Origin of the sequence: Mycobacterium gordonae (genome assembly GCF_017086405.1) — a bacterium.
GTDB lineage: Bacteria > Actinomycetota > Actinomycetes > Mycobacteriales > Mycobacteriaceae > Mycobacterium > Mycobacterium gordonae_D.
Genome location: NZ_CP070973.1, coordinates 6,995,229 through 7,020,287 on the forward strand (window position 1 = coordinate 6,995,229; position 25,059 = coordinate 7,020,287).

General features: G+C 66.8%; 25 protein-coding genes and 2 pseudogenes. 11 read left to right on the forward strand and 16 right to left on the reverse strand.

Features of this window, described 5'->3' with window-relative positions:
- The first annotated feature begins 67 nt into the window (after window positions 1–67).
- Entirely contained in the window at window positions 68–1,543 is a 1,476-nt protein-coding gene (locus JX552_RS30220; protein WP_205875447.1) for a PE family protein, read from the forward strand.
- Between the two features lie 301 nt (window positions 1,544–1,844).
- Window positions 1,845–3,392, forward strand: coding sequence for a PE family protein (locus JX552_RS30225; protein ID WP_205875448.1), 1,548 nt, complete (start codon window positions 1,845–1,847; stop codon window positions 3,390–3,392).
- A gap of 10 nt (window positions 3,393–3,402) precedes the next feature.
- Here the strand turns inward: JX552_RS30225 and JX552_RS30230 are convergent, their stop codons facing one another.
- The 7 genes from JX552_RS30230 to JX552_RS30260 form a co-directional block, all read right to left on the reverse strand.
- Complete coding sequence (locus JX552_RS30230; RefSeq protein WP_205875449.1) at window positions 3,403–3,861, reverse strand: DUF350 domain-containing protein; 459 nt, start codon at window positions 3,859–3,861, stop codon at window positions 3,403–3,405.
- A 24-nt stretch (window positions 3,862–3,885) separates the two neighbouring features.
- Window positions 3,886–5,052 (reverse strand): glutathionylspermidine synthase family protein, encoded by a 1,167-nt coding sequence (locus JX552_RS30235; RefSeq protein WP_205875450.1) that lies wholly within the window; start codon window positions 5,050–5,052, stop codon window positions 3,886–3,888.
- Entirely contained in the window at window positions 5,049–5,801 is a 753-nt protein-coding gene (locus JX552_RS30240; RefSeq protein ID WP_241010775.1) for a hypothetical protein, read from the reverse strand. The genes JX552_RS30235 and JX552_RS30240 overlap by 4 nt, the downstream gene beginning before the upstream one ends.
- Window positions 5,802–5,883: 82 nt before the next feature.
- Window positions 5,884–6,714, reverse strand: coding sequence for an HAD family hydrolase (locus tag JX552_RS30245; RefSeq protein ID WP_205878766.1), 831 nt, complete (start codon window positions 6,712–6,714; stop codon window positions 5,884–5,886).
- Window positions 6,692–7,495, reverse strand: a complete 804-nt coding sequence (locus tag JX552_RS30250) for a lysophospholipid acyltransferase family protein (protein ID WP_205875451.1) — start codon at window positions 7,493–7,495, stop codon at window positions 6,692–6,694. Before JX552_RS30250 ends, JX552_RS30245 begins: the two co-directional genes overlap by 23 nt.
- A gap of 21 nt (window positions 7,496–7,516) precedes the next feature.
- Entirely contained in the window at window positions 7,517–8,272 is a 756-nt protein-coding gene (locus JX552_RS30255) for a lysophospholipid acyltransferase family protein (RefSeq protein WP_205875452.1), read from the reverse strand.
- Window positions 8,273–8,275: 3 nt separating this feature from the next.
- Entirely contained in the window at window positions 8,276–9,055 is a 780-nt protein-coding gene (locus tag JX552_RS30260; RefSeq protein WP_205875453.1) for a lysophospholipid acyltransferase family protein, read from the reverse strand.
- Window positions 9,056–9,128: 73 nt separating this feature from the next.
- Between JX552_RS30260 and JX552_RS30265 the strand changes: the two genes are divergently transcribed.
- From JX552_RS30265 to JX552_RS30275, 3 genes are read left to right on the forward strand one after another with little or no spacing between them, the layout of a single operon-like run.
- Window positions 9,129–9,854, forward strand: coding sequence for a phosphotransferase (locus JX552_RS30265; RefSeq protein WP_205875454.1), 726 nt, complete (start codon window positions 9,129–9,131; stop codon window positions 9,852–9,854).
- Between the two features lie 47 nt (window positions 9,855–9,901).
- Complete coding sequence (locus JX552_RS30270; protein ID WP_205875455.1) at window positions 9,902–11,452, forward strand: MBL fold metallo-hydrolase; 1,551 nt, start codon at window positions 9,902–9,904, stop codon at window positions 11,450–11,452.
- On the forward strand, window positions 11,449–11,787 hold the full coding sequence (locus tag JX552_RS30275) for a hypothetical protein (RefSeq protein WP_205875456.1): 339 nt from the start codon (window positions 11,449–11,451) through the stop codon (window positions 11,785–11,787). The genes JX552_RS30270 and JX552_RS30275 overlap by 4 nt, the downstream gene beginning before the upstream one ends.
- A gap of 71 nt (window positions 11,788–11,858) precedes the next feature.
- Here the strand turns inward: JX552_RS30275 and JX552_RS30280 are convergent, their stop codons facing one another.
- Both JX552_RS30280 and JX552_RS33000 read right to left on the reverse strand, forming a co-directional pair.
- Window positions 11,859–13,427, reverse strand: a complete 1,569-nt coding sequence (locus tag JX552_RS30280) for a phytoene desaturase family protein (RefSeq protein ID WP_241010776.1) — start codon at window positions 13,425–13,427, stop codon at window positions 11,859–11,861.
- Window positions 13,428–13,487: 60 nt separating this feature from the next.
- On the reverse strand, window positions 13,488–14,111 hold the full coding sequence (locus tag JX552_RS33000; RefSeq protein ID WP_241010777.1) for a TetR/AcrR family transcriptional regulator: 624 nt from the start codon (window positions 14,109–14,111) through the stop codon (window positions 13,488–13,490).
- 80 nt (window positions 14,112–14,191) lie between these two features.
- Between JX552_RS33000 and JX552_RS30285 the strand changes: the two genes are divergently transcribed.
- Window positions 14,192–14,686, forward strand: a complete 495-nt coding sequence (locus JX552_RS30285) for a DUF2834 domain-containing protein (RefSeq protein WP_205875457.1) — start codon at window positions 14,192–14,194, stop codon at window positions 14,684–14,686.
- Window positions 14,687–14,696: 10 nt separating this feature from the next.
- On the opposite strand, the gene JX552_RS30290 is transcribed toward JX552_RS30285, so the two are convergent.
- Window positions 14,697–15,791: a GGDEF domain-containing protein gene (locus tag JX552_RS30290; protein WP_205875458.1), complete on the reverse strand. Its 1,095-nt coding sequence runs from the start codon at window positions 15,789–15,791 to the stop codon at window positions 14,697–14,699.
- Window positions 15,792–15,898: 107 nt separating this feature from the next.
- On the reverse strand, window positions 15,899–17,158 hold the full coding sequence (serS, locus tag JX552_RS30295; protein ID WP_205875459.1) for a serine--tRNA ligase: 1,260 nt from the start codon (window positions 17,156–17,158) through the stop codon (window positions 15,899–15,901).
- A gap of 89 nt (window positions 17,159–17,247) precedes the next feature.
- Here serS and JX552_RS30300 point away from each other — a divergent pair, with 89 nt between their 5' ends.
- Window positions 17,248–18,630 (forward strand): septum formation family protein, encoded by a 1,383-nt coding sequence (locus JX552_RS30300; protein WP_205875460.1) that lies wholly within the window; start codon window positions 17,248–17,250, stop codon window positions 18,628–18,630.
- Window positions 18,631–18,708: 78 nt separating this feature from the next.
- Here JX552_RS30300 and JX552_RS33860 read toward each other — a convergent pair whose 3' ends face one another.
- Window positions 18,709–18,831 carry a hypothetical protein gene (locus JX552_RS33860; RefSeq protein ID WP_346779295.1) on the reverse strand — a complete coding sequence of 41 codons (123 nt, stop codon included), beginning with the start codon at window positions 18,829–18,831 and terminating at the stop codon, window positions 18,709–18,711.
- A gap of 225 nt (window positions 18,832–19,056) precedes the next feature.
- Window positions 19,057–19,853: pseudogene (locus JX552_RS33605) on the reverse strand (PE family protein); the annotation flags it as partial.
- 787 nt (window positions 19,854–20,640) lie between these two features.
- Here JX552_RS33605 and JX552_RS30310 point away from each other — a divergent pair.
- Together JX552_RS30310 and JX552_RS33010 are read left to right on the forward strand one after the other, a co-directional pair.
- Window positions 20,641–21,067 (forward strand): annotated as a pseudogene (locus JX552_RS30310) (metallopeptidase family protein).
- Window positions 21,064–21,279 (forward strand): hypothetical protein, encoded by a 216-nt coding sequence (locus JX552_RS33010; protein ID WP_241010778.1) that lies wholly within the window; start codon window positions 21,064–21,066, stop codon window positions 21,277–21,279. The pseudogene JX552_RS30310 and the gene JX552_RS33010 overlap by 4 nt, the downstream one beginning before the upstream one ends.
- Here JX552_RS33010 and JX552_RS30315 read toward each other — a convergent pair.
- Entirely contained in the window at window positions 21,256–21,960 is a 705-nt protein-coding gene (locus JX552_RS30315) for a histidine phosphatase family protein (RefSeq protein ID WP_205875463.1), read from the reverse strand. The two genes, JX552_RS33010 and JX552_RS30315, sit on opposite strands and share 24 nt — an antisense overlap.
- Entirely contained in the window at window positions 21,957–22,886 is a 930-nt protein-coding gene (pheA, locus tag JX552_RS30320) for a prephenate dehydratase (RefSeq protein ID WP_205875464.1), read from the reverse strand. Before pheA ends, JX552_RS30315 begins: the two co-directional genes overlap by 4 nt.
- 94 nt (window positions 22,887–22,980) lie before the next feature.
- On the opposite strand from pheA, the gene JX552_RS30325 reads away from it, so the two are divergent.
- On the forward strand, window positions 22,981–23,763 hold the full coding sequence (locus JX552_RS30325; RefSeq protein WP_241010779.1) for a DUF2470 domain-containing protein: 783 nt from the start codon (window positions 22,981–22,983) through the stop codon (window positions 23,761–23,763).
- 104 nt (window positions 23,764–23,867) lie between these two features.
- Here JX552_RS30325 and JX552_RS33015 read toward each other — a convergent pair whose 3' ends face one another.
- On the reverse strand, window positions 23,868–24,071 hold the full coding sequence (locus tag JX552_RS33015; protein ID WP_241010780.1) for a hypothetical protein: 204 nt from the start codon (window positions 24,069–24,071) through the stop codon (window positions 23,868–23,870).
- Here JX552_RS33015 and JX552_RS30330 point away from each other — a divergent pair.
- Window positions 24,070–25,014, forward strand: a complete 945-nt coding sequence (locus JX552_RS30330) for an LCP family protein (protein ID WP_241010781.1) — start codon at window positions 24,070–24,072, stop codon at window positions 25,012–25,014. The genes JX552_RS33015 and JX552_RS30330 overlap by 2 nt on opposite strands.
- The last annotated feature ends 45 nt before the right edge of the window (window positions 25,015–25,059 follow it).

Below are 25,059 nucleotides of genomic sequence, written 5' to 3' on the forward strand. Positions count from 1 at the left end.
CCTGCGCGCGAACGACGCCGCGCATTACGCTGCACCTGGCGGGGAAGTCATTCGAGGGGATTCGACCATGTCTTACTTGGTCACAACGCCGGATTGGGTCACGGCAGCTGCGGGAGATCTGGCGAGTATCGGTTCGTCGCTGCAGGCGACAACTACGGCGGCATCGGCTCTCACGACCGGGATCGCGGCCGCAGCCGCCGATGAGGTGTCGGCCACGGTCGCGCACGTCTTCGGCAGCTTCGGGGAGGAGTTCAAAGCCGTCAGCGCCCAGGCGTCCTCGTACTACGCCGACTTCGTGCGCTTGCTCGGCGGCAGCGCGACGGCTTACCTGAACGCCGAAATCGCCAATGCCGGAATGGTTCTCGTGAATTCGCCCAGCGCGGCCGCCGCCGTTCCAGGCAGCGCCTACGGGCAGCTCGTCGCCAATACGGCCACCAACTTGCAGGCACTGGGCAGCGCCTGGGCCGCCGATCCCTTCCCGCTATCCCGGCAGTTCCTGGCCAATCAAGCGGATTACGCACAGCAAATCGCCACCGTCATCACCACCTTGCCGAGTCTGCTGACCAACATCCAAGCGGCCGTCCAGCAAGCCTCGTCGTTCAACGGCGCGTTGTTTGCACAGCAGTTCGTCGCCACGCAAACCGGCTTCGCTCAGACATTCGTCACCTCGGCGATCAACGGGTTCAACGGTTTGGCGATAGGGCTGCCGAACTTCGCATCGGGGCTTCAGGTTGCTGCCCAAACCCTGCTAACGGGCGACTACACCGGTGCCGTCTCTGAGTTCGGACGGGCCGCATTCAGCCTGCTGGTCACGGGAGTCGATACAGGGCCCGTTTCGACGGTCGTGGACCTGGCCACCCTCAGCTTCACCGCCACGATAAATCCCCGGATCCTCGGGCCGCTGGGTGAGTTCTTCACCATCATGAACATTCCCGGACAAGAGGCGCAGTTCTTCACCAACCTGATACCGCCGTCCATTCCGCGACAGATGGCCCAGAACTTCACCAACATCCTCAACACGCTCACGGTCCCCAGCATCAGAGCGGAAGCCGGGCTGGCTGTCCTGCAACAGACCGGAACCCTCGAAGCCTTCTTCGGGCTGCCGCTCGTGGCCACCTATGCCGCTGCGGGCGCTCCGCTGGCGACGCTGAATGCGATCGCCGGCAGCGCTCAGAGTTTCGAGCAGGCCATGGCGGCCGGCAACTATCTTGGGGCGGCCAACACGCTCTTCGAGGCGCCGGCGGCGGCGTTGAACGGCTTCCTCAACGGCAACGTCCCCATCGATACGACCATCAACGTGCCGACTGGCCTGGATCCGAACTTCCTGCCCGCCAATGTCGCAATAGTGCTGCACCTACCCTCCGACGGTTTCCTTGTTCCTCCCCATCCGGCCACCGCGACGGTGAACGTGCCCCAAGCCCCCCTGACACCTGCTCTCTCACTTCCCGTGACGATCTTCGGTACGCCGTTCTCGGGACTGATTCCCTTGCTGGTGAACTACACGCCGCAACAGCTCGCGGCGGCGATCAAGCCGGCTGCTTAGCCCCGGTCTGCGATTGCGTCACCCACCCGTGATGTCACCCGGCCGTACCTAGGTCCTGAACGCAGGAGTGAATCTCCTGCAGGCACGACGTGGTGGCCCGGCGCGCAGCCCCCGGCCTGCGCTCCCGGCGCGGGCCTCGTCCACCCCGCCGTCGTCTCCGCCGTCGGATACGTACCGGAAGAATCTGGCGGCGTAGTGTCCCTATCTTCGCGATCTGCGACGCAAAGGCAGACGGGGCAGTATCCTCCATTCCTTGTCACCGGGCGGGTGAAGCAGTCAAACGCCGCTGGAGGGAATCGCCTTGTCGTTCATAGCCGTAGCACCGGAATTGCTCACCACCGCAGCTGGGAGTTTGGCGGGTTTCGCCTCAACCCTGCAGGAGGCAACATCGGCGATGGCGGCACCGACTACTACGGTCGCAGCTGCCGCCGCAGACGAGGTGTCAGCCGCTGTCTCGCGACTGTTCGCCGGTTATGGCCAGGAATTCCAAGCCCTCAGCAACCAGATGGCCACGTATCACGCCGATCTGGTGGAGTTGCTGCACGGGACAGCCGCTGCGTACCTCAGCACCGAGATCGCCAACGCAAGAGAAGGTCTCGCGCTCGCCGACGGCACACCGGCCCAGACGCTGCTGGGGGCGGAGCGGGGCGCTGGGGCGTCCGGGCCGGCCGTGCTCCCGGGCGGCGCCTACGGGCAGCTGATCGTCAATACTGCCACCAATCTGCAATCCCTGGGTGTCAACTGGGCCGCCGACCCGTTCCCGCTGCTGCGGCAGTTCCTGGCTAACCAGCAGTCCTACGCACGGCAGATCGCTGCCGCGCTGGCCACCGACATCCAGAACTTCCCCACCATCGTGGCGAATCTGCCCGTGACCGTCCCCGCCGCAATCCACGAATTGCTGGCATTCAACGCCTCGTATTACACCCAGCAGGTCATCTCCACCCAGCTCGGGTATGCCCAATTGTTCGGCAGCACAATGAATCAGGCGGCCACAAGCTTGAGAGCCGGCCTGCCGAACTTCGATCTCGGTCTTCAAACGGCCTTCCAGCAAGTCGCGCTCGGCAACTACACGATCGCGGTGTCGGACCTCGCGCAGGCCACTGCTCAACTCTTGGTCACCGGGTTCAACATCGAGAATCTGACGTTCGACTTCAACTTCGCGACGACGACCGCCACCGTCACGATGCAGCCGATTCTGTTGGGGCCGTTGGGGGACGTGTTCACCGCCATGACCATTCCCAGCCAGGACGCGCAATTCCTCACCAACCTGATGCCACCGTCGATTCCGCGGCAGATGGCGCAGAACTTCACCAACATCCTTGCCACGCTGTCCGATCCGACTATCTCAGCCGCTTTGACTGTGCCGATCGCCAACCCCACGACCAGTACCGTCAGCGCGTTCTTCGGACTGCCGCTGGTGCTCACCTATGCCGCGGCAGGCGCTCCGTTGGCGACCTGGGATGCGCTCGCCGAAAGCGCCCAGACGATTCAGCAAGCGTGGCAGGCCGGGAACTACGTGGGGGCCGTGGGTGCGCTGGCAGACGCTCCAGCCGTCGCCCTCGACGCGTTCCTCAACGGCAACACGCCCATCGATTCCACCATCCTGGTGCCGACGAATCTGCCGAGTTTCCTGCCCCAGACGGTCGGGATCACCCTGCACCTACCCGCCGACGGGATACTCGTTCCTCCCCATCAGGCGTCGGCGACCATCAGCCTGCCCGGATCAGGACCGATTCCCGGTTTCCCGTTCACCGAGGAGATTTTCGGCACGCCGTTCTCGGGAATCGTTCCGCTGCTACTCAACTCCATCCCGCAACAGCTGGCGTCGTCGATCAAACCCGGTCCTTAGCGCTGCGCGCTCACAGAATCGCGACCGACACCACGATGCCCAGGGCGAACTGCGCCGCCGCCACCATCAGGGCGTGGTAGCCGAACTCCTCGGAGTGGAAGAGCGCCTCCATATCGATGCCCATCACCACGGTCGCCATCCGCATCATCACCACCTGCGAGGCGATGCCGACCAACCCGAACACCGCCGAAGCCAGCAGCCCCTCGCGCAGATTGCCCGAGGAAGAGTAGATGGCAACCACCACAATGAAAGCCATACTGACCATGCCGGCCGCGGCCACCAGAATGGCGTTCGGCTTACCCGCGTTGACCATCTTGCGCAGCGGCCCCGGTGTGGTCAGATCGATGGCGTAGAAGCCGATGATCATCAGCACCAGCCCAAGGATCGAGTAGAGCACGATGGCACCGGCGCCTCGCCCCAGCCAACTCCAGTAGTCTGAATGCGGCAGCGCAACAATCGTCGTCGTCATCGAAGATCAGCTCCGTTCATAGGTTCATCTCAGTGGAATTCGGTGTGGAACGAACGCCGCGCCATCATCGGTGATGAGTCCGGCGGTCTCGCGGATGCCGAGACCCGCAGCCGTATCGCCGACCACCCACGCCCCCAAGGCCGGCCGCATGTCGTCGAACTCCGGTAGCGGGTCCAACAACTGGTATACGAATCCCTCTTCGCCGTAGAAGCCGCCGGTGGCCGTCTCCATGCCGGCCCCGACGACGGTGACGTTCGCACCTTCGCGTCCGAGCTTCGGCTTGCGCACATATTCGGTGAGTTCGTGCGGGTCGTCGAGATAGGCGGGCAACAGGTTCGGGTGTCCCGGATACATCTCCCACAGCAAAGCCAGAATCGCTTTGTTGGACAACAGCGTCTTCCACAACGGTTCGATCCACATCGTCTGCGGCAGCGTCTGCACCACGTACTTGCCGAACTGGTCGTCGAGCACCCACTCCCAGGGGTGCAGCTTGAAAATCGCCTGGATCGGTTCTTCTTCCAGATCGACGAATCGCTCCAGCGCCGAGTCCCAGCCGACGTCCTCGATCAACAGACCGACGGTCTGAAATCCCGCCTCCGCCGCGGTCTCCTGCATGTAGGTGGTGGTGATCTGGTCCTCGCCGGTCGCCTCCACCCCCGACCAGGCGAAGTGTAATTCGTTGCTGGGCAACAGATCCCGCACCGCTTTCCAGCGATCGACCAGTTGTTCGTGCAACGAGTTCCACTGGTCGTCAGCGGGGAACTTGTCTTTGAGCCAATACCATTGCAGGATCGCGGCTTCCAGCAGCGTGGTGGGCGTATCGGCGTTGTACTCCAGCAGCACCGCGGGGCGCCGGCCGTCATAGCGCAGGTCGAAGCGGCCGTAAACATGCGGATCCGAGCGGCGCCACGATTCAGCGACGTGCGGCCAACTCCATTCCGGCAGGCCGAAATCCGCGTACCGCTCCATCAGGATCACTTGTTCGACGGCGTTCAGGCACATCGAGTGCAGGAGTTCGACGTCGGCTTCCAGAGCCAGGATCTCGTCCATCTCGAACTCGTAATAGACCGACTCGTCCCAGTAGGGCCGGTCGGCGCCGCGGGCGTCGCGCGCCGGAGTTCCGTAGACGAGTCCCTGCGATTCGACGATCGACTGCCAGTTCGCCCGCGGCTGGGACCTGGCGCGTTTCACGAGCCGCCGCCTCCCTTGCCGCCGCTGCCGCCGATGCCGCCGCGCTGGATCGTGGTGCCCGACTTCGTGGTGACGTTCGCCCCCTTGGGGATGCTGGTCGATCCCCCGATCGGTCGCTGCCCGATCGAACCGGTGCTGCCGTAGTAGTAGCGGTAGGAATGCCCACCCCAGAAGAAGAAGCCGTTCATGCCCGGCGTATGACCGGTGCAGTAGCTGTCGGGAACGATCACCGGCTGGCCGTTGGGATCGTCCTGGACGCATTGCGCGGTGACATTATCGGGCCTCAGCAACCAGTAACCGACACCCGCCACGAGGCCGACCACGCCGACGGCGGCCGCCGAACCCATCAGGATGCGCTTCTGCTTCTGCCGCTTGGCCTCGGCGGCTTGCCGTGCCTCTTCGAGTTCGCGCTGCTTTTCTTCGTGCTTCTTGCGGGCCCGCAACTCGGCCGGTGTCGGCGGCCTGGGCTTGGTCGTGGCGGCGTCCTGGAACTGGATGCTGCCCAGGGGTTTTAGCTTGGGCGCGGAGTCTTTGCCGGGCTTGCCGAGCGGTGGACCGAGCCCGCCCGGCAACTCGTCCGGCGCATCCTTCGGCGGGGCCGGGGCAGCCTTGTCCGGCGGCGGCGCACCCTTGTCCGGCCGGTTGGCGCCGAACGAACTCCGGCGCGGGCGATCGCCCGCCGACTCACGCGGCTCGGGCTTGGTCTCCTCGGTCCCGCCGCCCTCGGGCGGGTCTGCTTCGGAATCCACTAGGTCCCCTCTAGTCCCCAGTCATCCTGACCCGCATTCCTGAACACGCGGGCAGTCTCCCACATCGTCGCAGTCCGGGTGGCTAAGACCACCAACGCTCCAGCACTTGCGCTACGCCGTCCGCGCTGTTGGGTGCCGTGACCTCGTCCGCAGCGGCCACCGCTTCGGGGTGCGCATTGCCCATTGCCACGCCCAGCCCGGCCTGCCGCAGCATCGGCACGTCGTTGGGCATATCGCCGAAAGCGACCACCTCCGACTCGGCGATGCCCAGCGGTTCGGCGACCTCCCGCAGACCGGTGGCCTTGCTGATGCCGCGCGGCAGGATCTCCAGCAGACCGTTGTTGGTGGAGTAGGTCAGATCGCCCACATCGCCGATGTGCCCGGCCATCGCGGCCGCCATGTCTGCACTGCGAGCTCCGGCCTTGCGGATCAGCAGCTTGATCGCCGGCGCACTCAACAGGTCGTCGAAGGACACCTCGGTGTTGTCGGGATTGAGCCACGCGTGTTCGTAGCCCGGGGAACTGATGAACTGCGGGGTCGCGGTGTCGTGGGCCCGTTCGCCGATTCGCTCAACCGCCAGCCCGACGCCCGGAATGACTCGTCGGGCGATGTCAGCCAGCGTGGCCAGGGTCTCGACGGACAGCGTCTGCACCGACAACACCCGGTCGTGCTCGGGGTCGTAGATGACGGCGCCATTCGCGCAGACCGCCATCGGCGCAAACCCGAGGGCCTCCACGACGGGCCTGATCCAGCGGGGCGGCCGACCGGTGGCCAGCACGAAGTGCGCTCCCCCGGCGACCGCGGCATGCACCGCGGCACGCGTGCGCGGGCTGAGGGTTTCTTCGTCGTTGAGCAGGGTGCCATCGACATCGCACCCGATGAGCGCAGGCTTACGGCTGGCCGGTGTTGTCAGCTCGGTTCCCTTCTCTGCGCTTGCGCGGCGTCGCGCCGCCCTGGGCTCGCTTCTGCGCCCGCTCGGCCAGTTCGGCGATGCGGAATTCCCTGGACTCGTCCGGCGTGGGTGCGCTGCCACCCAACCTTCGCGGTACCCAGTATTCGCCTTCGGGGTGGGGATACTGCTCCTGCACCCAGTGCAACATCGCCTCCATAGCTTGGCGCAGGACGGCGTTGAACTCCTCGGCGGTGCCCCGCGGCCACAACGGCGGGCCGATTGCGACGCTGATCGGAACGCGATTGCGCAGCAACTTCTTCGGGTGGTCTTTGGGCCAGATGCGGTGGGCGCCCCAGACGATCATCGGCACGATCGGAACCTGCGCTTCGATCGCCAAGCGCGCCGCCCCGGTCTTGAACTCGCGGAGCTCGAAGCTGCGGCTGATGGTGGCCTCGGGGTGCATGCCGACGATCTCGCCCTCTTTGAGGCGCTGCACGGCAACCGCGTAGGCCTCGGCCCCGACGCTGCGGTCCACCGGGATCAGCTGGGTGTGCTTGATCACGTAGTTGACCGACTTCACCTCCTGCATCTCGGCCTTGATCATGAAGCGCAGCCGGCGCTTGCGTTCCTTGGCGGCCAGCGATGCCGGGATCCAGTCCACATAGCTGGTGTGATTGAGGGCGATGATGGCGCCGCCGCTCGCAGGGATGTTTTCCAAGCCCTGGTAGGTGATCTTGTTCCCGTTCAACGCGACCACCGACGGAACAAAGAACTCCATGAAACGGAAGAATGGCTCAGCCATTTGTTGACTCTCCTTCAACCCCTACCGCGACTGATGCGGCTTGCGGCGTGCGGCTCTCACCGCGATCTCCTCAGCTTCCATCTGCGCGGCCTCGTCCAAGGTTGGCGCCCCGCCGCCCAGCCGGTGTGGCACCCAGCACTCGCCGGCTGGATGAGAATAGTGCTGCTGCACCTCTTGCAACAGCACAGTCATCGATTCCCGCAGTACGTCGTTGGTGCGCGCGACGTCCTGCTCCGCCCGCAGCGGCCGGCCCACCGCCACGGTGACCGGCACCTTCTTGCGCCCCAACTGTCGGGGCAGACCCTTGGTCCAGATGCGTTGGGCGCCCCAGACGATCAGCGGGACAATCGGCGCACCGGCTTCGATGGCCATTCGTGCCGCGCCGGTCCTGAAGTCCTTGAGCTCGAAGCTGCGGCTGATCGTCGCTTCCGAGTAGACCGCGATCAGCTCGCCGTCCTGCAACGCCTGCACCGCCGCGGCGTAGGCATCGGCGCCGGAGCCCCGGTCCACCGGGATCGCACCGTTCCGCTTGATCAGGAAGTCGACGATCTTCACCCGCTGCATTTCGGCCTTGATCATGAACCGCAGCCGCCGGTGCCGACGGCGCATGGCCAGGGCGGCCGGTATGAAGTCGACGTAGCTGGTGTGGTTGATAGCGACCACGGCCCCGCCCCGGGCGGGTATGTTCTCCTCGCCCACAAAAGTGATCTGCGTCCCGGTGGCCCGGACCAGCAATTGAGCCAGGATCTCGCAAGCGCGGTAAATGGGCTCCGCCATCGGTCACTGCTCCGGGGCTCCCGTGGGGTGTGCCCGCTCCGCGCGGCGAGCCGCCTTGGCCGCCGCCTCCTCGGCGTCCATGCGCGCCGCCTCGGCCAGCGACGGGGCGCCGCCGCCCAGGCGCCGCGGCACCCAGAATTCACCCGCCGGATGCGGCCCGTATTGTTCCTGGGCCCGAATCAGCAGGTGCTGCATGCGGGAGTGCAACAACGCGGTCAGGTCATTGGTGGACAGGGTCGGTTCGATCGGTTCGCCGACGATCACCTGAATCGGCACCTTGGGCCGGAAGATCTTCTTGGGATGGCCCTTCGTCCAGATGCGCTGGGCGCCCCAGACGATGTGCGGGACGATCGGCACGCCGGCTTCGATCGCCATTCGGGCGGCGCCGGTCTTGAATTCCTTGATCTCGAAGCTGCGGCTGATCGTCGCCTCGGGGTAGACGCCCACCAGCTCACCGGCCTTGAGGTTGTCGACGGCCGCGGCATACGACGCGGCGCCGCTCTCCCGGTCCACCGGAATGTGGCGGAAAGAGCGCATCAGCGGGCCGGCGATCTTGTGATCGAAAACCTCCTGCTTGGCCATGAAGCGCACCTTGCGCCCGAGACCCTGCCGGTAGGCCGGCAAACCCGCGAGCGTGAAGTCGAGGTAACCGGTGTGGTTGATTGCGACCACGGCGCCACCCCGGGTGGGTAGATTCTCGACCCCGGTCACGGTGATCTTGAGACCCTGCAAGCGGAAGATCATTCGGGCGAGGGTGATGGCGGTGCCGTATGCAGGTTCCACAGCAATTCAGCCTAGTGCTCCGGGCTGCCAGATACCCCAACTGGGCAAAACGCGTAGCTAAAGGAGGTGAGTCTTGTCCTTCCCGCTGTCGCCGCCCCCGGTCCCCGACCTGGTGCACCGACTGGCCGCCGGGCGGCCGGTGCGCGCGGTATGGCGCAACGAGCTGGGCGATGTGACCTTCCGGGTGGGTGACGGTGCGGAGTTCGTGAAGGTGGGCGGGGTCCACTCGCGCGACTTCACGGCCGAAGCGCACCGGTTGCGTTGGGCCGCGCCCCACATCCCGGTGCCTCCTGTCATCGATTTCGGCGTCCACGCCGACGGGGCCTGGCTGCGCACCCGCGGTCTGCGGGGGGTGTCCGCGGTGCACCCCCGCTGGCAGGCGGCACCGGCTGTCGCGGTCGCTGCGATCGCTGTGGGTTTGCGCACAATGCACGACCGCCTGCCGGTCGCGTCGTGTCCGTTCGACTGGTCGGTGGCCAGCCGGTTGCCCGTGCTGCATCCGGCGCACCGAGGCAACCTCGCAGATCCACCGCCGATCGACCTCCTGGTGGTCTGCCACGGCGACGCCTGCGCCCCCAACACCCTGATAGACGACGTCGGCCGCTATTGCGGACATGTGGATCTGGGTGAGCTCGGCGTAGCTGACCGGTGGGCCGACCTGGCGGTGGCAACGCTGTCACTGGGCTGGAACTACCCCGGCCGGAACTGGGAGCCGGACTTCTTCGCCGCCTACGGCGTCGACCCCGACCCGCTGCGCATCGACTACTACCGACGGCTGTGGGAAGACCCGGCGCTCTGAGTCAAGCTAAACTCGGGCGTCTGAAGACCAGGTCCCGAGAGGTATTTGTGCAGGTAACAAGCGTCGGCCACGCCGGCTTTCTGATCCAGACCCGGGCGGGCAACATCCTGTGTGACCCGTGGGTGAACCCGGCATACTTCGGGTCGTGGTTCCCGTTCCCGGATAACAGCGCCCTGGACTGGGACACCCTGGGCGACTGCGACTACCTGTACGTCTCGCACCTGCACAAGGACCACTTCGACGCCAAGCTGCTGGACGCCCATGTCAACAAGGACGCCGTGGTGCTGCTGCCCGATTTCCCGGTGCTCGACCTGCGACACGAGTTGGAGAATCTGGGATTCCACCGCTTCTTCGAGACCACGGACTCGGTGTCCCACCAGGTGTCCGGCCCGAAGGGCGAGCTGGACATCATGATCATCGCCCTGCGGGCACCGGCCGACGGGCCGATCGGTGACTCGGCGCTGGTGGTCGCCGACGGGGAGACCACGGTGTTCAACATGAACGACGCGCGTCCGGTCGATCTGGACGTGCTGGGCGCCGACTTCGGGCACATCGACGTGCACCTGCTGCAGTACTCGGGCGCGATCTGGTACCCGATGGTGTATGACATGCCGGCCCGCGCCAAGGAGGCATTCGCCACCCAGAAGCGGCAGCGCGGCATGGACCGGGCGCGGCAATACATCGCACAGGTCGGCGCCACCTGGGTGGTGCCGTCGGCCGGCCCACCCGCCTTCCTTGACCCCGAACTGCGCCAGCTCAACGACGACCGCGACGATCCGGCCAACATCTTCCCCGATCAGATGGTCTTCCTGGAACAGATGCGCGCCCACGGCCATGACCGGGGGCTGCTGATGATGCCCGGGTCGGTTGCCGATTTCGCCGGATCCGAGCTCAACTCGCTGCGGCATCCGCTGCCCACCGATCAGGTCGAGGCCATCTTCACCACCGGCAAGGCCGACTACATCGCCGACTACGCGCAGCGCATGGCACCGGTACTGACCGCCGAGAAGGCCGGCTGGGCTCCGGCGGTCGGTGAGCCGCTACTCGAGCCGCTGCGCGCGTTGTTCGAACCGATCATGCTGCAGAGCGACGAGATCTGCGACGGCATCGGATATCCGGTGGAACTGGTGATCGGCTCGGAGACGGTGATCCTGGACTTCCCCAAACGAGCCGTGCGGGAAAGCATTCCCGACGAGAAGTTCCGCTACGGATTCGAGATCGCGCCGGAGTTGGTGCGCACGGTGCTGCGCGACAACGAGCCGGACTGGGTCAACACCATCTTCTTGTCGACCCGCTTCCGGGCCTGGCGCGTCGGCGGCTACAACGAATACCTCTACACGTTCTTCAAGTGCCTGACCGACGAACGCATCGCCTACGCCGACGGCTGGTTCGCCGAAAGCCATGACGACTCCGCGTCGATCGCACTGGACGGCTGGGAGATTCAGCGGCGTTGTCCTCACCTCAAGGCCGATCTGTCCAAATTCGGTGTGATCGAGGGCGATACGTTGACCTGCAACCTGCACGGCTGGCAATGGCGACTGGAGGACGGCCGCTGCCTGACCACCCGCGGTCACCAGTTACGGAGCTGCCGGGCATGAGCACCCAAGCGGACCTGTGCTACGACGACGGCGCCGTCCAGTTGGACCGGATGGCGGTCACGTTGCGCCGTTACCACTTTCCCTCGGGCACCGCGAAGGTGATCGGGCTGGACCAGATCCGGGGCTACCACGCCCAGCCACTCGGCCTGCTCACGGTCCGGTTCAATATCTGGGGCAGCCCGGACCTGCGCCGCTGGCTGCCACTGGACCTGTATCGGCCGCTGAAGTCGACTCTGATCACCCTCGACATACCGGGGTCACAGCCGGCGTTCACGCCGGCGCGGCCCGACGAATTCCTGGCCTGTCTGGACGAACTGCTCGACAAGCGCGGCTGACTCTTCGCCGAACGTGAGCCACGGCGGATTTCTCGCCGATTATCCGCCGTCAGTTCACGCTCGGTGAGCGGCTAGCGGTCCTCGAGTGCCGCCCGCCCGGCGTTGTAGCCCGGGGTGAAGGTGATTCCGGGACCACCGTGACACCCGGCACTGCCCAGGTACAGCCCACGGATCGGAATCGGCGCTCCGAGATAGCCTTTCGGGCCCGGACGGTTCTGGCCGATCTGGTTCGAGCTCAGCAGGCCGTGGCAGTAGTCACCGCCCGGCGCGCCGAACATCACCCCCATGTGCTTGGGCGTGAAGGTGGTGTGGCGGATGATGCTGCGTTCGAAGTTCGGCGCCAGCCGGGTGATCTTGTCGATCACCCGCTGACCCATCGCGACCTTCGCCCGGCCGTAGTCGGCGCCCCCTTCGATGGGGAACCACAGCGCGAAGGCGGACGCGGCATGCTTGCCTTCGGGTGCAAGATCAGGATCGTGCACCGACGGGATCTGCAGCACCAGCGTCGGGTCCGCCGGAACGATGCCGCGCCGGCAATCCTCCCACTGCTGCTGGACTTCCTCCGGCGTGCAGAAGATGCCGATCGACGCCTGCATGATGGGGTCGTTGAGTGCCTCGTAGGGCGCGGCGAACTGCGGCGCTTCTTCCAGCGCGAAGTGCATCTGCAGGTAGCTGCCCCGGTGGTCGATGCGTGCGTAGCGTTCCCGGATGTCGGCGGGCAAGACCGCCGGATCGATCAGGTCGTTGAGGGTGACGTCAGGGGCCACCGAGGAGACGACGATCGGGGCGGTCAGGGTCTCCCCGGCCTCGGTGCGAACGCCGGTCACCCGGGAGTCGGCGACCAGGATCTCGGTCACCTTCGAGCGCAACCGGACTTCGCCGCCGTTGTCCTCCAAGACCCGGGCCAGGTGTGCGGTGAGCGCGCCGATGCCGCCGCGCAGCTTCTTCATCTGCACGAAGTCCCCCTCGGGGATGCCGAGGCCGAACGCGAGCGCGGCGGCGCTGCCAGGCGTGGACGGACCGCGATAGAGCGTGTTCACGGCCAGCACCGTCATCGATCCCCGGATGGCGCCGTGCTTCTCGCGGTCCGGGAAGTAGCGGTCCAGCACGTCGGTGACGGAGCCGAACAGCATGTCGTCGATCGCCGAGCGCTCGAATTCGTTGGTGGCGCAGGCATACATCTCGTCGAAGGTCTTGGGCGGCGTGCCGGCCTCGAAGCGGCCCAGCGCGCGGGTGGGCGCCTGGGCCCACATCAGCAGACCGCCCATGCCGGCTACCGCGTCGGCGCCGTGCACCTCGTTGAGGTGGGCGAACATCTTCATCGGGTCGCTGTACTGGACCAGCGGATCATCGCCGACTCCGCGCAGCGCGACCGACATCACCTCCAGGTCCACCGTCGGCAGTGTGTCCAGGCCGAGTTCTCCGATGACCTCCGCCGAGGTCGGAAACTGCACCGATCCGGCGATTTCGAAGTGGTAGCCGTCGAACAGTTCCACGGTGGAGGCCATGCCGCCGGCGTAGAGCTTGCCGTCCAGGCACACCGTCCGCAGGCCCGCCCGCTGCAGCAGCACCGCCGCGGTCAATCCGTTGTGGCCCGCGCCGACGACGATCGCGTCGTACTGGTTTCCCGTTTCAGACATGCCGACCTCCTGAGTGGGAGGCTGGCATGGCCTCAAAGTTTTGTCAATAATGACGAAACTTTACGGGTTCGCCCACGTGCTCCATGAGTCACTGAGGCCGCAGCGCAGCGACTCCAGCGCCGTGTGGCTCATCCGGGCCAGTTCGCCGAGCGACCGATTACTGCCCAACATCCAGGCCTCCATGGCGCCGAAGATCGCCGCCGCGATACAGCGGGCGATCACGGTGCTGCGCAACCGCGCATCGGACGCCTGATCATTCGTGACGACACGGCGGAGGAGCTGCTCCTGGATGGACTCCGCCAGATCGGCCTGGACGTCCCGGATGTGCCGGACGATCCGGCCGGGGTCCAGCTCGCCCCCGCGCAAGGTCGCAATCTTGGTCACCGCTTCCACGTCGTAGGGAAAAGCGAAGATGGCCGCCTGTACCGAGTCGATGACCGCCTCGTCGAGCGGGCGGGCGTCCAACGCGGCACGAAACCAGTTCAGGCCGGTGTAGTCGGCAAACAGCAGATCGTGCTTGGAGGCGAAGTGTCGGTAGAACGTCCGCAACGACACCCCGGCATCCGTGGCGATCTGCTCGGCCGACGTGTCCTCCACGCCCTGCGCAAGGAACCGCACCACCGCCGCCTGGCGCAGTGCCTCCCGGGTGCGCTCGCTCCGTGCCGTCTGCGCCGGCCTGACCATGGCAGTAAGGTACCCCAGCCGCCTAGGGAATAGTTATGACAATATTGACAAAACTTCGCTTGCCGGACGAGACTGCGCCCATGGTGTCTCTCATCGCCCACGCCGTCCTCGGTGTCGCCGTCGTCTGCTGGATCGTCGCCTCCAACCGGCAGGTCTACGCGCGGCCGGCGGTCGGTCCGGCGTTCTCACCACTGGAAGTCGTGTACTACGCCGTCGGCGTCGCCTCCATCGCGCTGGGCTGGTACTTCAACATCAGGTTCGTGCAGGAGTACGCCCATGGTTCGCACAATCCCATCTGGGGGCCGGGCAGCTGGACGCAATACATCCAGCTGATGTTCACCAACCCGGCGGCAGGCTCGGCCGGCCAGGACTACACGATCGCGAACGTGATCCTCTTGCCGTTGTTCTCCATCACCGACGGCTATCGGCGCGGGCTCAAGCGGCCCTGGCTGTTCTTCGTAAGCAGCCTGTTCACCAGCTTCGCGTTCGCATTCGCCTTCTATTTCGCCACCATCGAGCGCCAGCACCGGCACCAACGCGCGGCCGTCGTGCGGGCACCCAAGATTTCCGCTTGACCGAATAGGGTCAAGCGCTGACGCCGTCTTCGCGGTAGTCGCTCTGGTGGTGCCAGATCTGGTTGCCGCCCCGGCGCTTGGCGATGTACATGGCGGCATCGGCCGCGCAGATCAGCTTGTCGATACAGGCATGAGCGTCGTGTGCATCTGGCAGCCGATCAACGCCGGCGGTGCCGACGCTGGCGGTCAAGCCGAACGGTAGCGCCGCGATCGCGTCGCAGATCCGCTGCGCCTGCGGGCCGACCTCACGGGGGTCGCAGGCGTCGGCGATGACGAATTCCTCGCCGCCCGCCCGGGCCAGCACCGCGGTGTCAGCGACGCACTCGCGCAACGCACACGCCACCGCCACCAGCGCGGCGTCGCCGGCACTGTGCCCATGCCGATCGTTGAGCTGCTTGAAACGGTCGAGATCGATCACGGTGACCACCAGCTGCTCCGGTAGCGTGCGGTCACGCTGCAGATGCCGGGACGCGCGCCGGTGGAACGCACGCCGGTTCAGCAGCCCGGTGAGCTGATCGCGTTCGGCTCGGATGGCGTCGACGCCGAGCACCTGGGCGACCGCTTGGATGCCGAACGGCACCGACAGATTCAGCGTCAGGATCACCGTGTACGCGCAGAGGGCGCTGACCACACCCGAGCCGGCGGTGATGCGCACCGCCTGCACCGCACCCGCCAGTGCCGCGATCGCGAAATTGAAGAGCATCAGCGGCGGGCCGTGGAAAACCGCGATGTATCCGGCCATCGTCGCCAGGATCGTGCAGGCGAGGATGGCTACCAGCGGATCGCTCTGCGCCATCGCGGCCAGTCCGATGCTCGCACTGGACAACAGCGCGAAGCCCATGGCTTGGCGGCGAGTCGGCCAGCGCAGCGTCCACAGCAGCGCGCCGGAGGCCGCTCCGGCCGCTGCGGCGAGCGCGCACGCCAGCTGTGCGGGCGCGCGGGGCCCCGTGTCGCTCCAGATGGTGGCCAGGATGAGGAGGGCCAGCGACGCGCCGATCAGCGCGATAGTGGCCCGGGTGCGACCTGCCATGCCCCGGGACTGCAACAGCGACGCCAGGTGGTCGAAATGGTCGGGCTGCCACCACCACAGGCCAAGCCGCCCCATCGCGATCCCCCCAACCAACGGCTCCGGGGAATCGCAGCGCGGTCGCCGGCTCAGTTCAGCAAAATGACAGTTGACACAGAGTGCCCACATTTGTCACTTGTTATTGCTCAGCCGGACGGTTCCAGTAACTCGGTGCCGACGAATGGTGCCAGCGCTGCCGGCACGCGCACGCTGCCGTCGTGCTGCTGGTGGTTTTCCAGGATCGACACCAGCCACCGGGTGGTGCCCAACGTGCCGTTGAGGGTGGCCGCGGTCTGCGGCTTGCCGTTGGCGTCCCGGTAGCGGGTGGCCAGCCGCCGCGCCTGGAAGGTAGTGCAGTTGGACGTCGAGGTGAGTTCGCGGTAGGTCGCCTGCGTCGGCACCCAGGCTTCGCAGTCGTATTTGCGCGCGGCCGACGAGCCGAGGTCACCGGCAGCCACATCGATCACCCGGTATGGCACCTCGATCTGGGCCAGCATCTCGCGCTGCCAGCCCAGCAGCCGCTGATGTTCGGCTTCTGCTTCTTCGGGCCGGCAGTAGACGAAACCTTCGACCTTGTCGAACTGGTGCACCCGGATGATGCCGCGGGTGTCCTTGCCGTAGCTGCCGGCCTCGCGGCGGAAACACGACGACCAGCCGGCGTAGCGCAGCGGGCCGTCAGCCAGGTCCAGGATCTCCCCGGAGTGGTAGCCGGCCAACGGCACCTCCGAGGTGCCCACCAGATACAGATCGTCGGCCTCGAGGCGATAGACCTCGTCGGCGTGGGCACCCAGGAAACCGGTGCCCGCCATCACCTCGGGGCGCACCAGCACCGGCGGAATCATCGGGATGAAGCCGTTCTCGACGGCCACCCGCAAAGCCAGCTGCAGCAGCCCCAGCTGTAGTAGCGCACCGCGTCCGGTCAAAAAGTAAAACCGCGAACCGGACACCTTGGCGCCGCGTTGCATGTCGATCAACCCCAGCGACTCGCCCAACTCCAGGTGATCCTTCGGCTCGGCCAGCGTCGGCGGCTCACCGACGACTTCCAGGACCGCGTAATCGTCCTCTCCCCCGGCGGGCACCCCGGCGATGATGACGTTGGAAATCGCCATGTGCGCGGCGGTGAATGCCGCTTCGGCTGCGGCCTGCTCCGCTTCGGCGGCCTTGACCTGCTCGGCGAGATCCTTGGCGCGCTGCAACAGCGCCGGCCGTTCCTCCGGTGACGCCTTGCCCACGCTCTTGCTGGCGGCCTTCTGTTCGCCGCGCAGTGCATCGGCGGCCGAGATCGCCGCGCGGCGGGCCGTATCGGCACTCAACAGGGCGTCTACCAGGGCCGGATCCTCGCCGCGACTGAGTTGTGAGCGTCGTACGGCGTCGGGCTCCTCCCGGAGGAGCTTCAGGTCGATCACGGCCGCAAGACTACTTCCCAGCGCGCCGCCCGATCTCACATGAGCAACGATTTTCACGCCGCGGCGTCGGTCCTGTCAGAATGGAGGCGATGTTGGACGCGCCCGAAAAGGAACCGATACCTGACGACCCCGCCACCGGCGAGGCGGCAGAGGCGTCGGCCGCTGAGGAATCGCCGGCCGCGGGTGCTACGGACCCTCGCCCGCCCTCCGCCGGGTTCCGCTGGCCGCGCTCCTTGCAGGCGTCCGCGACGCGGCGGGCGCTGCTACTCACCGCTCTGGGCGGCTTGCTGATCGCCGGTCTGGTGACCGCGCTGCCTGCCGTGGGCACCGGGCCGGGACGGCTGGCCGGCTTCATCGACAGCAACCCGGTGCCCAGCACCGCATCCAAGGGCAACCCCGCGTTCGCCCGGGCCACCAGCGGAGATTGCCTCAACTGGCCGGACGGCACCCCGGAGTCGGCCACCATCGTCAGCTGCGCCGAGGACCACCGCTTCGAGGTCGCCGAGTCGGTCGACATGCGCACGTTCCCCGGCTCGGAGTACGGCCCCAGTGCCGCGCCCCCCTCGCCGGCCCGCATCCAGCAGATCAACGCCGAGCAGTGCGATCCGGCCGTCCGCCGCTACCTGGGTCCCAAGTTCGACCCCAACAGCAAGTTCACCGTCAGCATGCTGTGGTCGGGCGACCGGGCATGGCGGCAGAACGGGGAGCGCCGCATGCTCTGCGGCCTGCAACTGCCCGGCCCCAACAACGAGCAGGTCGCGTTCAAGGGCAAGATCGCCGAGATCGACCAGTCGAAAGTCTGGCCGGCGGGCACCTGCCTGGGTATCGACCCGACCACGAACCAACCGGTCGATGTGCCGGTGGACTGCTCGGCCCCGCACGCGATGGAAGTCACCGGCACCGTGAACCTGGCCGAGAAGTTCCCCAATGCGCTGCCACCCGAAGCCGAGCAGGACACGTTCATCAAGGACACCTGCACCAAGATGACGGACGCCTATCTCGCGCCCATCAAATTGCGGACCACCACGCTGACCCTGATCTACCCCACGATCTCACTGCCCAGCTGGTCGGCGGGCAGCCGGGAGGTCGCGTGCAGCATCGGCGCGACCCTGGGCAACGGCGGCTGGGCCACCCTGCTGAACAGCGCCAAGGGTCCGCTGCTGATCAACGGCCAGGCACCGGTCCCCCCGCCGGACATCCCGCAGGAGCGGCTGACGCTGCCGCAGATCCCGGTGCCGCTGCCGACCCAGCAACCCCCGGCACAGCAACAGCCCCGGCAGCAACAGACTCCGCCCACACCGACGGGCGACCAGCACCTACCCAATCAGCAGCCCGTGGTGACGCCCACCCGCGCGCCGTCGTCACCGGCCAGCCAAGCACCGTCCCCCACCCAGGCGCCGCCGCCGGCGGATGGCGGTGCGCCGGCGCAGGGGCCCGACAGTGCGCCGGCCAACGAGCCGCCACCCAGTTAGCCCCAACGCCGCGCCGTCCAGCCATTTCGACGCGGCACGCCCTCATTGTGGCGTCGGCGTCGCGTTCGCCCAACGAAGTTATCCCAACCGGTTGCGCCCCGGTTGCCCGAACACCGAACCACCCAGACCGCCGTTGCCGCCACTACCGGAGGAGGCAGGTGCTCCGCCTGCGTCTGCCCCGCCCGATCCCGTGTTGCTCATCCCGCCTAGCCCTCCGTTACCCATGTTTGCCTAGCAGCAAGCCGGGCGCTCCGGGTCGGCCGCCGGTGCCCAACAGCAAGCCGCCCGCTCCGGGTGAGCCGCCCTTGCCCGCCGCGACGTAACCATTCCCGCCCGCCCCACCGTCGCCGCCATTACTAAAGAGCGGAAAGCCAAAGGTACCGGCACCGCGGCCGCCATCACCCCGACAAGGCCGGACCCGCCCGCCCCACCGGCTCCAGCGCCGCCACCGACCAGCCCGCTCAACGTGCCACCGCCAGTCCCACTCCCACCTTCTCCACCGCGTCCGGTAGCCCCGCCATGCCCGCCAACCCCACCATTTCCCCCGCTGCCGAATACGGTGCCGGGGGCGCCACCGACCCCACCTTGCCCGCCCACCGCACCGGCTGCCGTCGTGGCCCCACCGGTCCCGCCAACGCCGCCACGCCCCCACAACCCGCCGCTCCCACCGGGACCCCGGCGCCGCCGTTACCTGTGGCCGAACTACCGCCCGTTCCGCCCCTCCCGCCATTGCCGATCAACCCCGCGGGCCCGCCGGCGCCGGCAGGCACGTCGGCGGTACCCGAACCGCCGGCCCCACCATTGCCGATCAGCCACCCACCCGCACCGCCTCTCTGCCCGGTGCCCGGGGCTCCGTCCGCGCCATCACCGATCAGCGGATATCCGGTCAGTGCCCGCACAGGCGCGTTAACCGCGTCCAGGAGATTCTGGACAATGGCGGCATTGGCTGCCTCCGCGCTGGCGTAGACCCCGGAACCGGCGTTCATCAACTCCACGAACTGGGCATGAAACGCGGCAGCTTGGGCGCTCAGCGACTGATAAGCGCGGCCGTGCGCAGAAAACAGCGCGGCAATCGCCGCCGACACCTCGTCCTCCGCAGCGGCCAGCACCCCGGTCGTTGACGCGGCCGCCTCCGCGTTGGCCTGCCGTAGCGCCGAACTCAAACCTGACAAGTCCGCAGCGGCTGCCGTCACCAACTCCGGAACCGCAATCACAAAAGACATGAAATCCTTTCGCTTCAGTGCGCAACCCGGCCGACGGCCGCTGCCGTCGACGGAAATACGAGCATGTTCTCACACTTACATTCTTCGAAAATGGCCAAGGCTATTCTTCAGGGCGCTGGATGGTGCCCGTTGATAACTGTCAAGCAAACCGCTCATTTTGCTTGCGCAGTGACGCAACGGGTTGACCCACCGAGCTGACAGGTCTTGCAGAGACCATCAATTTCGGCCTGAAAGGGCTGTTCGAGTCGTCAAAAGCGCGGGCCTACACTTATCTTCTTTACACGCCAGGCAGATCCAAACGTAGCGGCTATATGCCTAGTTAACAGACGTACAGCTATGGTCATTCCAAAAAATTTCTTGGCATCCATTGCACGTCGCTCGCTAGCCAACGGATCGGCTAAGCATGTGGTACGCCAAGCCGAATCGTACTTCAGATCAAATATTTCAGTTCGAGTTTGCGTATCCGGACAGCTATATCGTCAGTCTCTCCCGTCGTGCCGTCAAGTGCATCGCTGGATGTTGAATCCGGCCGCACCTATTTGCAGAGGACGGTCCGTCTCAACGTCGCTGCCACGACCTGCGACAACGACCGACAGCGTGGTTGGCGCTTGTCTCAGGGATCAGAAACGACCTTGGCCACTTCAGCAACGGCGCCAGGCTGTTTCGACGCGAATGGCCCGCGCGTCGACGGCGGGTGTCGGTGCTGTTCGGGGAAGATGGCCTCAGTGCACGTGTTCGGGAAGGGACTGAGGCCATCGTGTTTCGCACTTCGGGCCACGGTTAGCTCGTGGCCGTGCGGATGGACCCGCAGCGGTTCGACGAGTTGGTTTCGGATGCACTCGACCTGATCCCGGCAGAGTTGACTGCCGCCATGGACAACGTGGTCGTACTGGTCGCCGACCGCCACCCACAAGACGATGACCTGCTCGGGCTTTATGAAGGGGTGGCGCTGACCGAGCGTGACTCCGATTATGCCGGAGCGTTGCCGGACACCATCACCATCTATCGCGATGCGCTGCTGGACGTCTGCGAGTCCGACGTCGACGTGATCGACCAGGTCGCGATCACGGTGATCCACGAGATCGCCCACCACTTCGGCATCGACGACGACCGACTCGACGAGCTGGGCTGGGCCTGATCGCCAGGCTTTTACGGGTACGACCGGGCGCGGCAGCCGGGTTCTGTCGGCGCCCGGTGCTATGAACGGCTTATGAGCACAGGCTGCCGCGACTGCCGGGCCGGCTTAGACCACTGCCACGGCACCGTTATTCGTCACTGGCTGGGCAGGCCGGAATGCACCGATCCGGACTGCGTCGCTCCGGAACTGTTCAACCACGTACTCGTCGTCGACTGCGACGTGGTGGGTTGTGCCTGCGCGGAACCGTCTAGCGATCTGATGAGGTCAGCGCATGGGATCGGTGCTTGACACGACCGGGTCTTTCCCGGCTTCCTTCGCCGGGTCCGTGGTGCCGGGGGCCGGGTAGAACGGCGGCGTCAGTGCACCCCAGCGCACACAGCTCCACCGCCCGTCGGTGATGGGTGCCAGCGCCACCGATTCGGCGTTGTCCAATGGGTTGTCCAGCACGAAGGTGCCGTCCACGCCGGCCAGCACCGCCGCCGCCAGCCGGATCGCCGCGCCGTGGCTGACCACCACGATGTCGCCGTCCCAACCATCGTCATCCAGGTAGCGCATCCGTAGTTCGGTGAGCACCGGCACGTACCGTTCCAGGACGTCGTTGGCGGTCTCGCCGCCGGGCAGCGCGACGTCCAACTCTCCCAGATGCCACCTCTTGTAGATGGAGTTGAACTCGGCGACCGCGTCGTCGTCATTGCGGTTCTCCAGCGCCCCGACCTGGACCTCGTGGATGCCCGCCACCTCCTGGGCCGTGAGATCGAGCTCCGCGGCGATCACCGCCGCCGTTTGCGACGCGCGGACAGCTACCGAGTGCGCCAGGATGGCCGGCCGGCTCTGCCCGCCCCGTGCGAACGCCCGGGCCTGGTCCCGTCCCAGTGGGGTCAGCGCCGCTCCGGGAGGCAAGGTGTCCAACCGGCGTTCGACGTTGCCGAACGATTGTCCATGCCGCACCAACACCAACCGGCCGCTCATCGCTGCGTGTCCCCGTTTCGCAACCCCTCCAGCCAGCTCGAAGCTTCGGCCGATGACGGCGGCAGCACCCCCGCAGCATGGCCCGTCGGCCAGGAACCCAAATAACGCACATCGGCACAACGACGGTGCAGCGCCATGAGTGCCTCGGCGACGGCATCGTCGTCGATGTGGCCGACGCAGTCCACGAAGAACATGTAGGTGCCGAGCCCGGTCCGGGTGGGCCGGGACTCGATGCGGGTGAGGTCGATGCCGCGCATGGCGAACTCGGTCAGCGCCTGCAGCAGCGCCCCGGGAACGTTCTCGATCCGCAACACCGCGGCGGTGCGATCTGCGCCGGTGCGTGCCGACGGCGGACCCGGCCGACCGATCAGCACGAAGCGGGTGCGGGCGTTGGATTCGTCGACCACGCCCTCGGCTACCACCTCCAGGCCCCGCTGCGCCGCCGCCAGCGGAGAGGTGACCGCCGCGTCGACCAGGCCGTCCGCCACCTGTTGAGCGGCGTCGGCGTTGGAATAGGCCGGTTTCAGCTCGATGTCGGGCAGGTTGGCGCCGAGCCAGCGCCGCACCTGCGCCGCGGCCACCGGAAAGGCGGCCAGCGTGCGCAGGTCGGCAGCGCTGTGGCCGGGCCGCACGACGATGCTGAACGCCACATCCAACGTGATCTCGGCGTAAATCTGCAGCGGCGACCCGAGCGCCAGGCTGTCCAGGGTGGGTGCCAACGACCCGTCGATCGAATTCTCTATCGGAGCACATGCGTAGTCCGCGACACCGTCTCGCACGGCGTCCAGGGCGGCGGGCGTGCTGTCCACCGGCAAGGGCTGCAACGCATCGTCGCGGTGGCCGGGGACCAGCCCGTCGGCCGTCATCTGCAACAGCGCAGCCTCGGTAAAGGTCCCCTCCGGACCGAGATATGCGATGCGGGCCACGCTCACAACCCTAACGGCGCGGCGGCCCCGCCCGCCCTTGCCATCAAGCCGCCACCAAGTTATCTTAGGCTTACCTAATAAGGAGGTGGGTTGGGTGCCCCTGGCGACATATCCGACGCCTACGACCGCAGAACGCATTCGCAGCGCCTGCTCGCGCGCGGACGGTGCCCTGCTGGCGGTGGAAGGCCAGGAACCGGTCGCCACGCCGGTGCACCATCTGCTCCATGACGGCACCTTCGCCGTCGCGGTCCCCAGCGCCGGTGCCGACGGCCTCAGATGTGACACTCAAGCGTTGCTGGAGCTCACCGACTACGCACCGCTGCCGGTGCGCGAACCCGTCCGCTCGCTGGTCTGGGTGCGCGGCCGGCTGCACCGGATCCCGCCCGGCGCGGTGTCCAAAATCCTGGATCTGATCGCCACCGAGGACCCCGATCCGGTGCTGCTCCAGATTGATACGCCCAGCTCCGTGCCACAGGACAGCGATGAACCGCGCTATAACCTCCTGCGCTTGATGATCGAATCCGTGGTGGTAACCGACGCCACCGGCGCCGAGCCCGTCCCGGTCGGCGACCTGCTCGCGGCGCGCCCCGATCCCTTCTGCGAGATCGAGTCGACGTTGCTGTGGCACCTCGCTACCGCGCACAACGATGTGATTGCCCGGCTCGTCTCACGCCTGCCCGCGCCGCTGCGCCGCGGCCAAGTACGCCCGCTCGGACTGGACCGCTACGGCGTACGGTTCCGCGTCGAAGGCGACGACGGCGACCGCGACGTCCGGCTGCCGTTCCACAAGCCGGTCGACGATATGCACGGTCTGCGCCAAGCGATTCGCGTTCTGATGGGATGTCCCTTCGTCAATGGGTTGCGCGCGCGCCACTAACCGGCTCCGGCGACGTAAGTTAGCCGGGTGAACGGCGATCGACCACCCGAGCCGCCCGGATCGCGCAGGCCGCAGCCGCGGCCGGCAGTTCCACCGGAACCCTCTCAGGTCATTCGCCGGGATCCGCGGCCGCCGCACGCACCGGGACGAGCCGCGATGCCGCCACCCCCACCCCGCACCCCCGCGCCACCACCCCGCACCCCCGCGCCACCACCCCGCACCCCCGCGCCACCACCCCGCACCCAGGCGCCGCCCCCGCCGAAGCCGCGCCGAAAAAAGCGCGGCAAGCGCCGCTGGCTACGCACCATGTCCCTGAGCCTGGTGGTTCTGCTGCTACTGGCGACAGCGGGCGCACTGGGCGGCATGTTGTGGTTCGACTCCGCCGTGCACCGCCAGGCGGTGCTGACCGGCTACGCGGACCGGCCGGCCGCTGGCCGCGGCACCAACTGGCTGCTCGTCGGCTCCGACAGCCGCCAGGACCTGTCCCCCGAACAGCAGGAGCAACTGTCCACCGGTGGCGATGCCGGGACCGGCCGTACCGACACGATCATGCTGGTGCACATTCCGGGGCTCGGATCCAATGCGCGGACCACGCTGGTCTCAATACCGCGCGACTCCTATGTGCCGATTCCCGGGCACGACCGCGACAAGATCAACGCCGCGTTCTCCATGGGCGGCGCGCCGTTGCTGGCACAGACCGTGGAACAGGCAACCGGCTTGCGTCTGGACCACTACGCCGAGGTGGGATTCGGCGGCTTCGCCGTTCTGGTCGACGCTCTGGGCGGGGTTACCGTGTGCCCCACCGAGCCGATTCGCGATCCGTTGGCGGGCTTGGATCTGCCTGCCGGGTGCCAGCAACTCGACGGGCGCAGCGCGCTGGGCTACGTCCGAACGCGGGCTACCCCGCGAGCGGACCTGGACCGGATGATCCACCAACGGCAGTTCATGTCAGCGCTACTGCAGCGTGCGACCAGCCCGGCGGTATGGCTCAACCCGTGGCGTTGGTACGCGGTCCCGCACGCCGCTGCAAGCGCGTTGACCGTCGACAGCGGAGACCATGCCTGGGATCTGGCCCGCCTCGGCTGGGCGCTGCATGGTGCGACGACGCCAATGACGGTTCCCATCGGGGAGTTCACCGACACCGGCGTGGGCTCGGTGGTGGTGTGGAATCACGACGCCGCCCGGGAACTGTTCGAAGCGCTGGCCGTGGATGCGCCGGTGCCGACCGCTGCTCTGCAGGACCAGCCGTGACGACGGCACCGATCATGAGTAGTTGTTGTTAGCTCCCCAGATTCC

Bases quoted from the DNA above. Each gene is read 5' to 3' on its own strand.
- JX552_RS30220 (WP_205875447.1), top strand. From the start codon at position 68: ATGTCTTACTTGGTCACAACGCCGGATTGGGTCACGGCAGCTGCGGGA.
- JX552_RS30230 (WP_205875449.1), bottom strand. From the start codon at position 3,861: ATGACGACGACGATTGTTGCGCTGCCGCATTCAGACTACTGGAGTTGG.
- JX552_RS30250 (WP_205875451.1), bottom strand. From the start codon at position 7,495: ATGGCTGAGCCATTCTTCCGTTTCATGGAGTTCTTTGTTCCGTCGGTG.
- JX552_RS30255 (WP_205875452.1), bottom strand. From the start codon at position 8,272: ATGGCGGAGCCCATTTACCGCGCTTGCGAGATCCTGGCTCAATTGCTG.
- JX552_RS30275 (WP_205875456.1), top strand. From the start codon at position 11,449: ATGAGCACCCAAGCGGACCTGTGCTACGACGACGGCGCCGTCCAGTTG.
- JX552_RS30280 (WP_241010776.1), bottom strand. From the start codon at position 13,427: ATGTCTGAAACGGGAAACCAGTACGACGCGATCGTCGTCGGCGCGGGC.
- JX552_RS33000 (WP_241010777.1), bottom strand. From the start codon at position 14,111: ATGGTCAGGCCGGCGCAGACGGCACGGAGCGAGCGCACCCGGGAGGCA.
- JX552_RS30285 (WP_205875457.1), top strand. From the start codon at position 14,192: ATGGTGTCTCTCATCGCCCACGCCGTCCTCGGTGTCGCCGTCGTCTGC.
- JX552_RS30290 (WP_205875458.1), bottom strand. From the start codon at position 15,791: ATGGGGCGGCTTGGCCTGTGGTGGTGGCAGCCCGACCATTTCGACCAC.
- JX552_RS30300 (WP_205875460.1), top strand. From the start codon at position 17,248: ATGTTGGACGCGCCCGAAAAGGAACCGATACCTGACGACCCCGCCACC.
- JX552_RS33860 (WP_346779295.1), bottom strand. From the start codon at position 18,831: ATGAGCAACACGGGATCGGGCGGGGCAGACGCAGGCGGAGCACCTGCC.
- JX552_RS33010 (WP_241010778.1), top strand. From the start codon at position 21,064: ATGAGCACAGGCTGCCGCGACTGCCGGGCCGGCTTAGACCACTGCCAC.
- JX552_RS30315 (WP_205875463.1), bottom strand. From the start codon at position 21,960: ATGAGCGGCCGGTTGGTGTTGGTGCGGCATGGACAATCGTTCGGCAAC.
- JX552_RS30330 (WP_241010781.1), top strand. From the start codon at position 24,070: ATGTCCCTGAGCCTGGTGGTTCTGCTGCTACTGGCGACAGCGGGCGCA.
- JX552_RS33015 (WP_241010780.1), bottom strand. From the start codon at position 24,071: ATGGTGCGTAGCCAGCGGCGCTTGCCGCGCTTTTTTCGGCGCGGCTTC.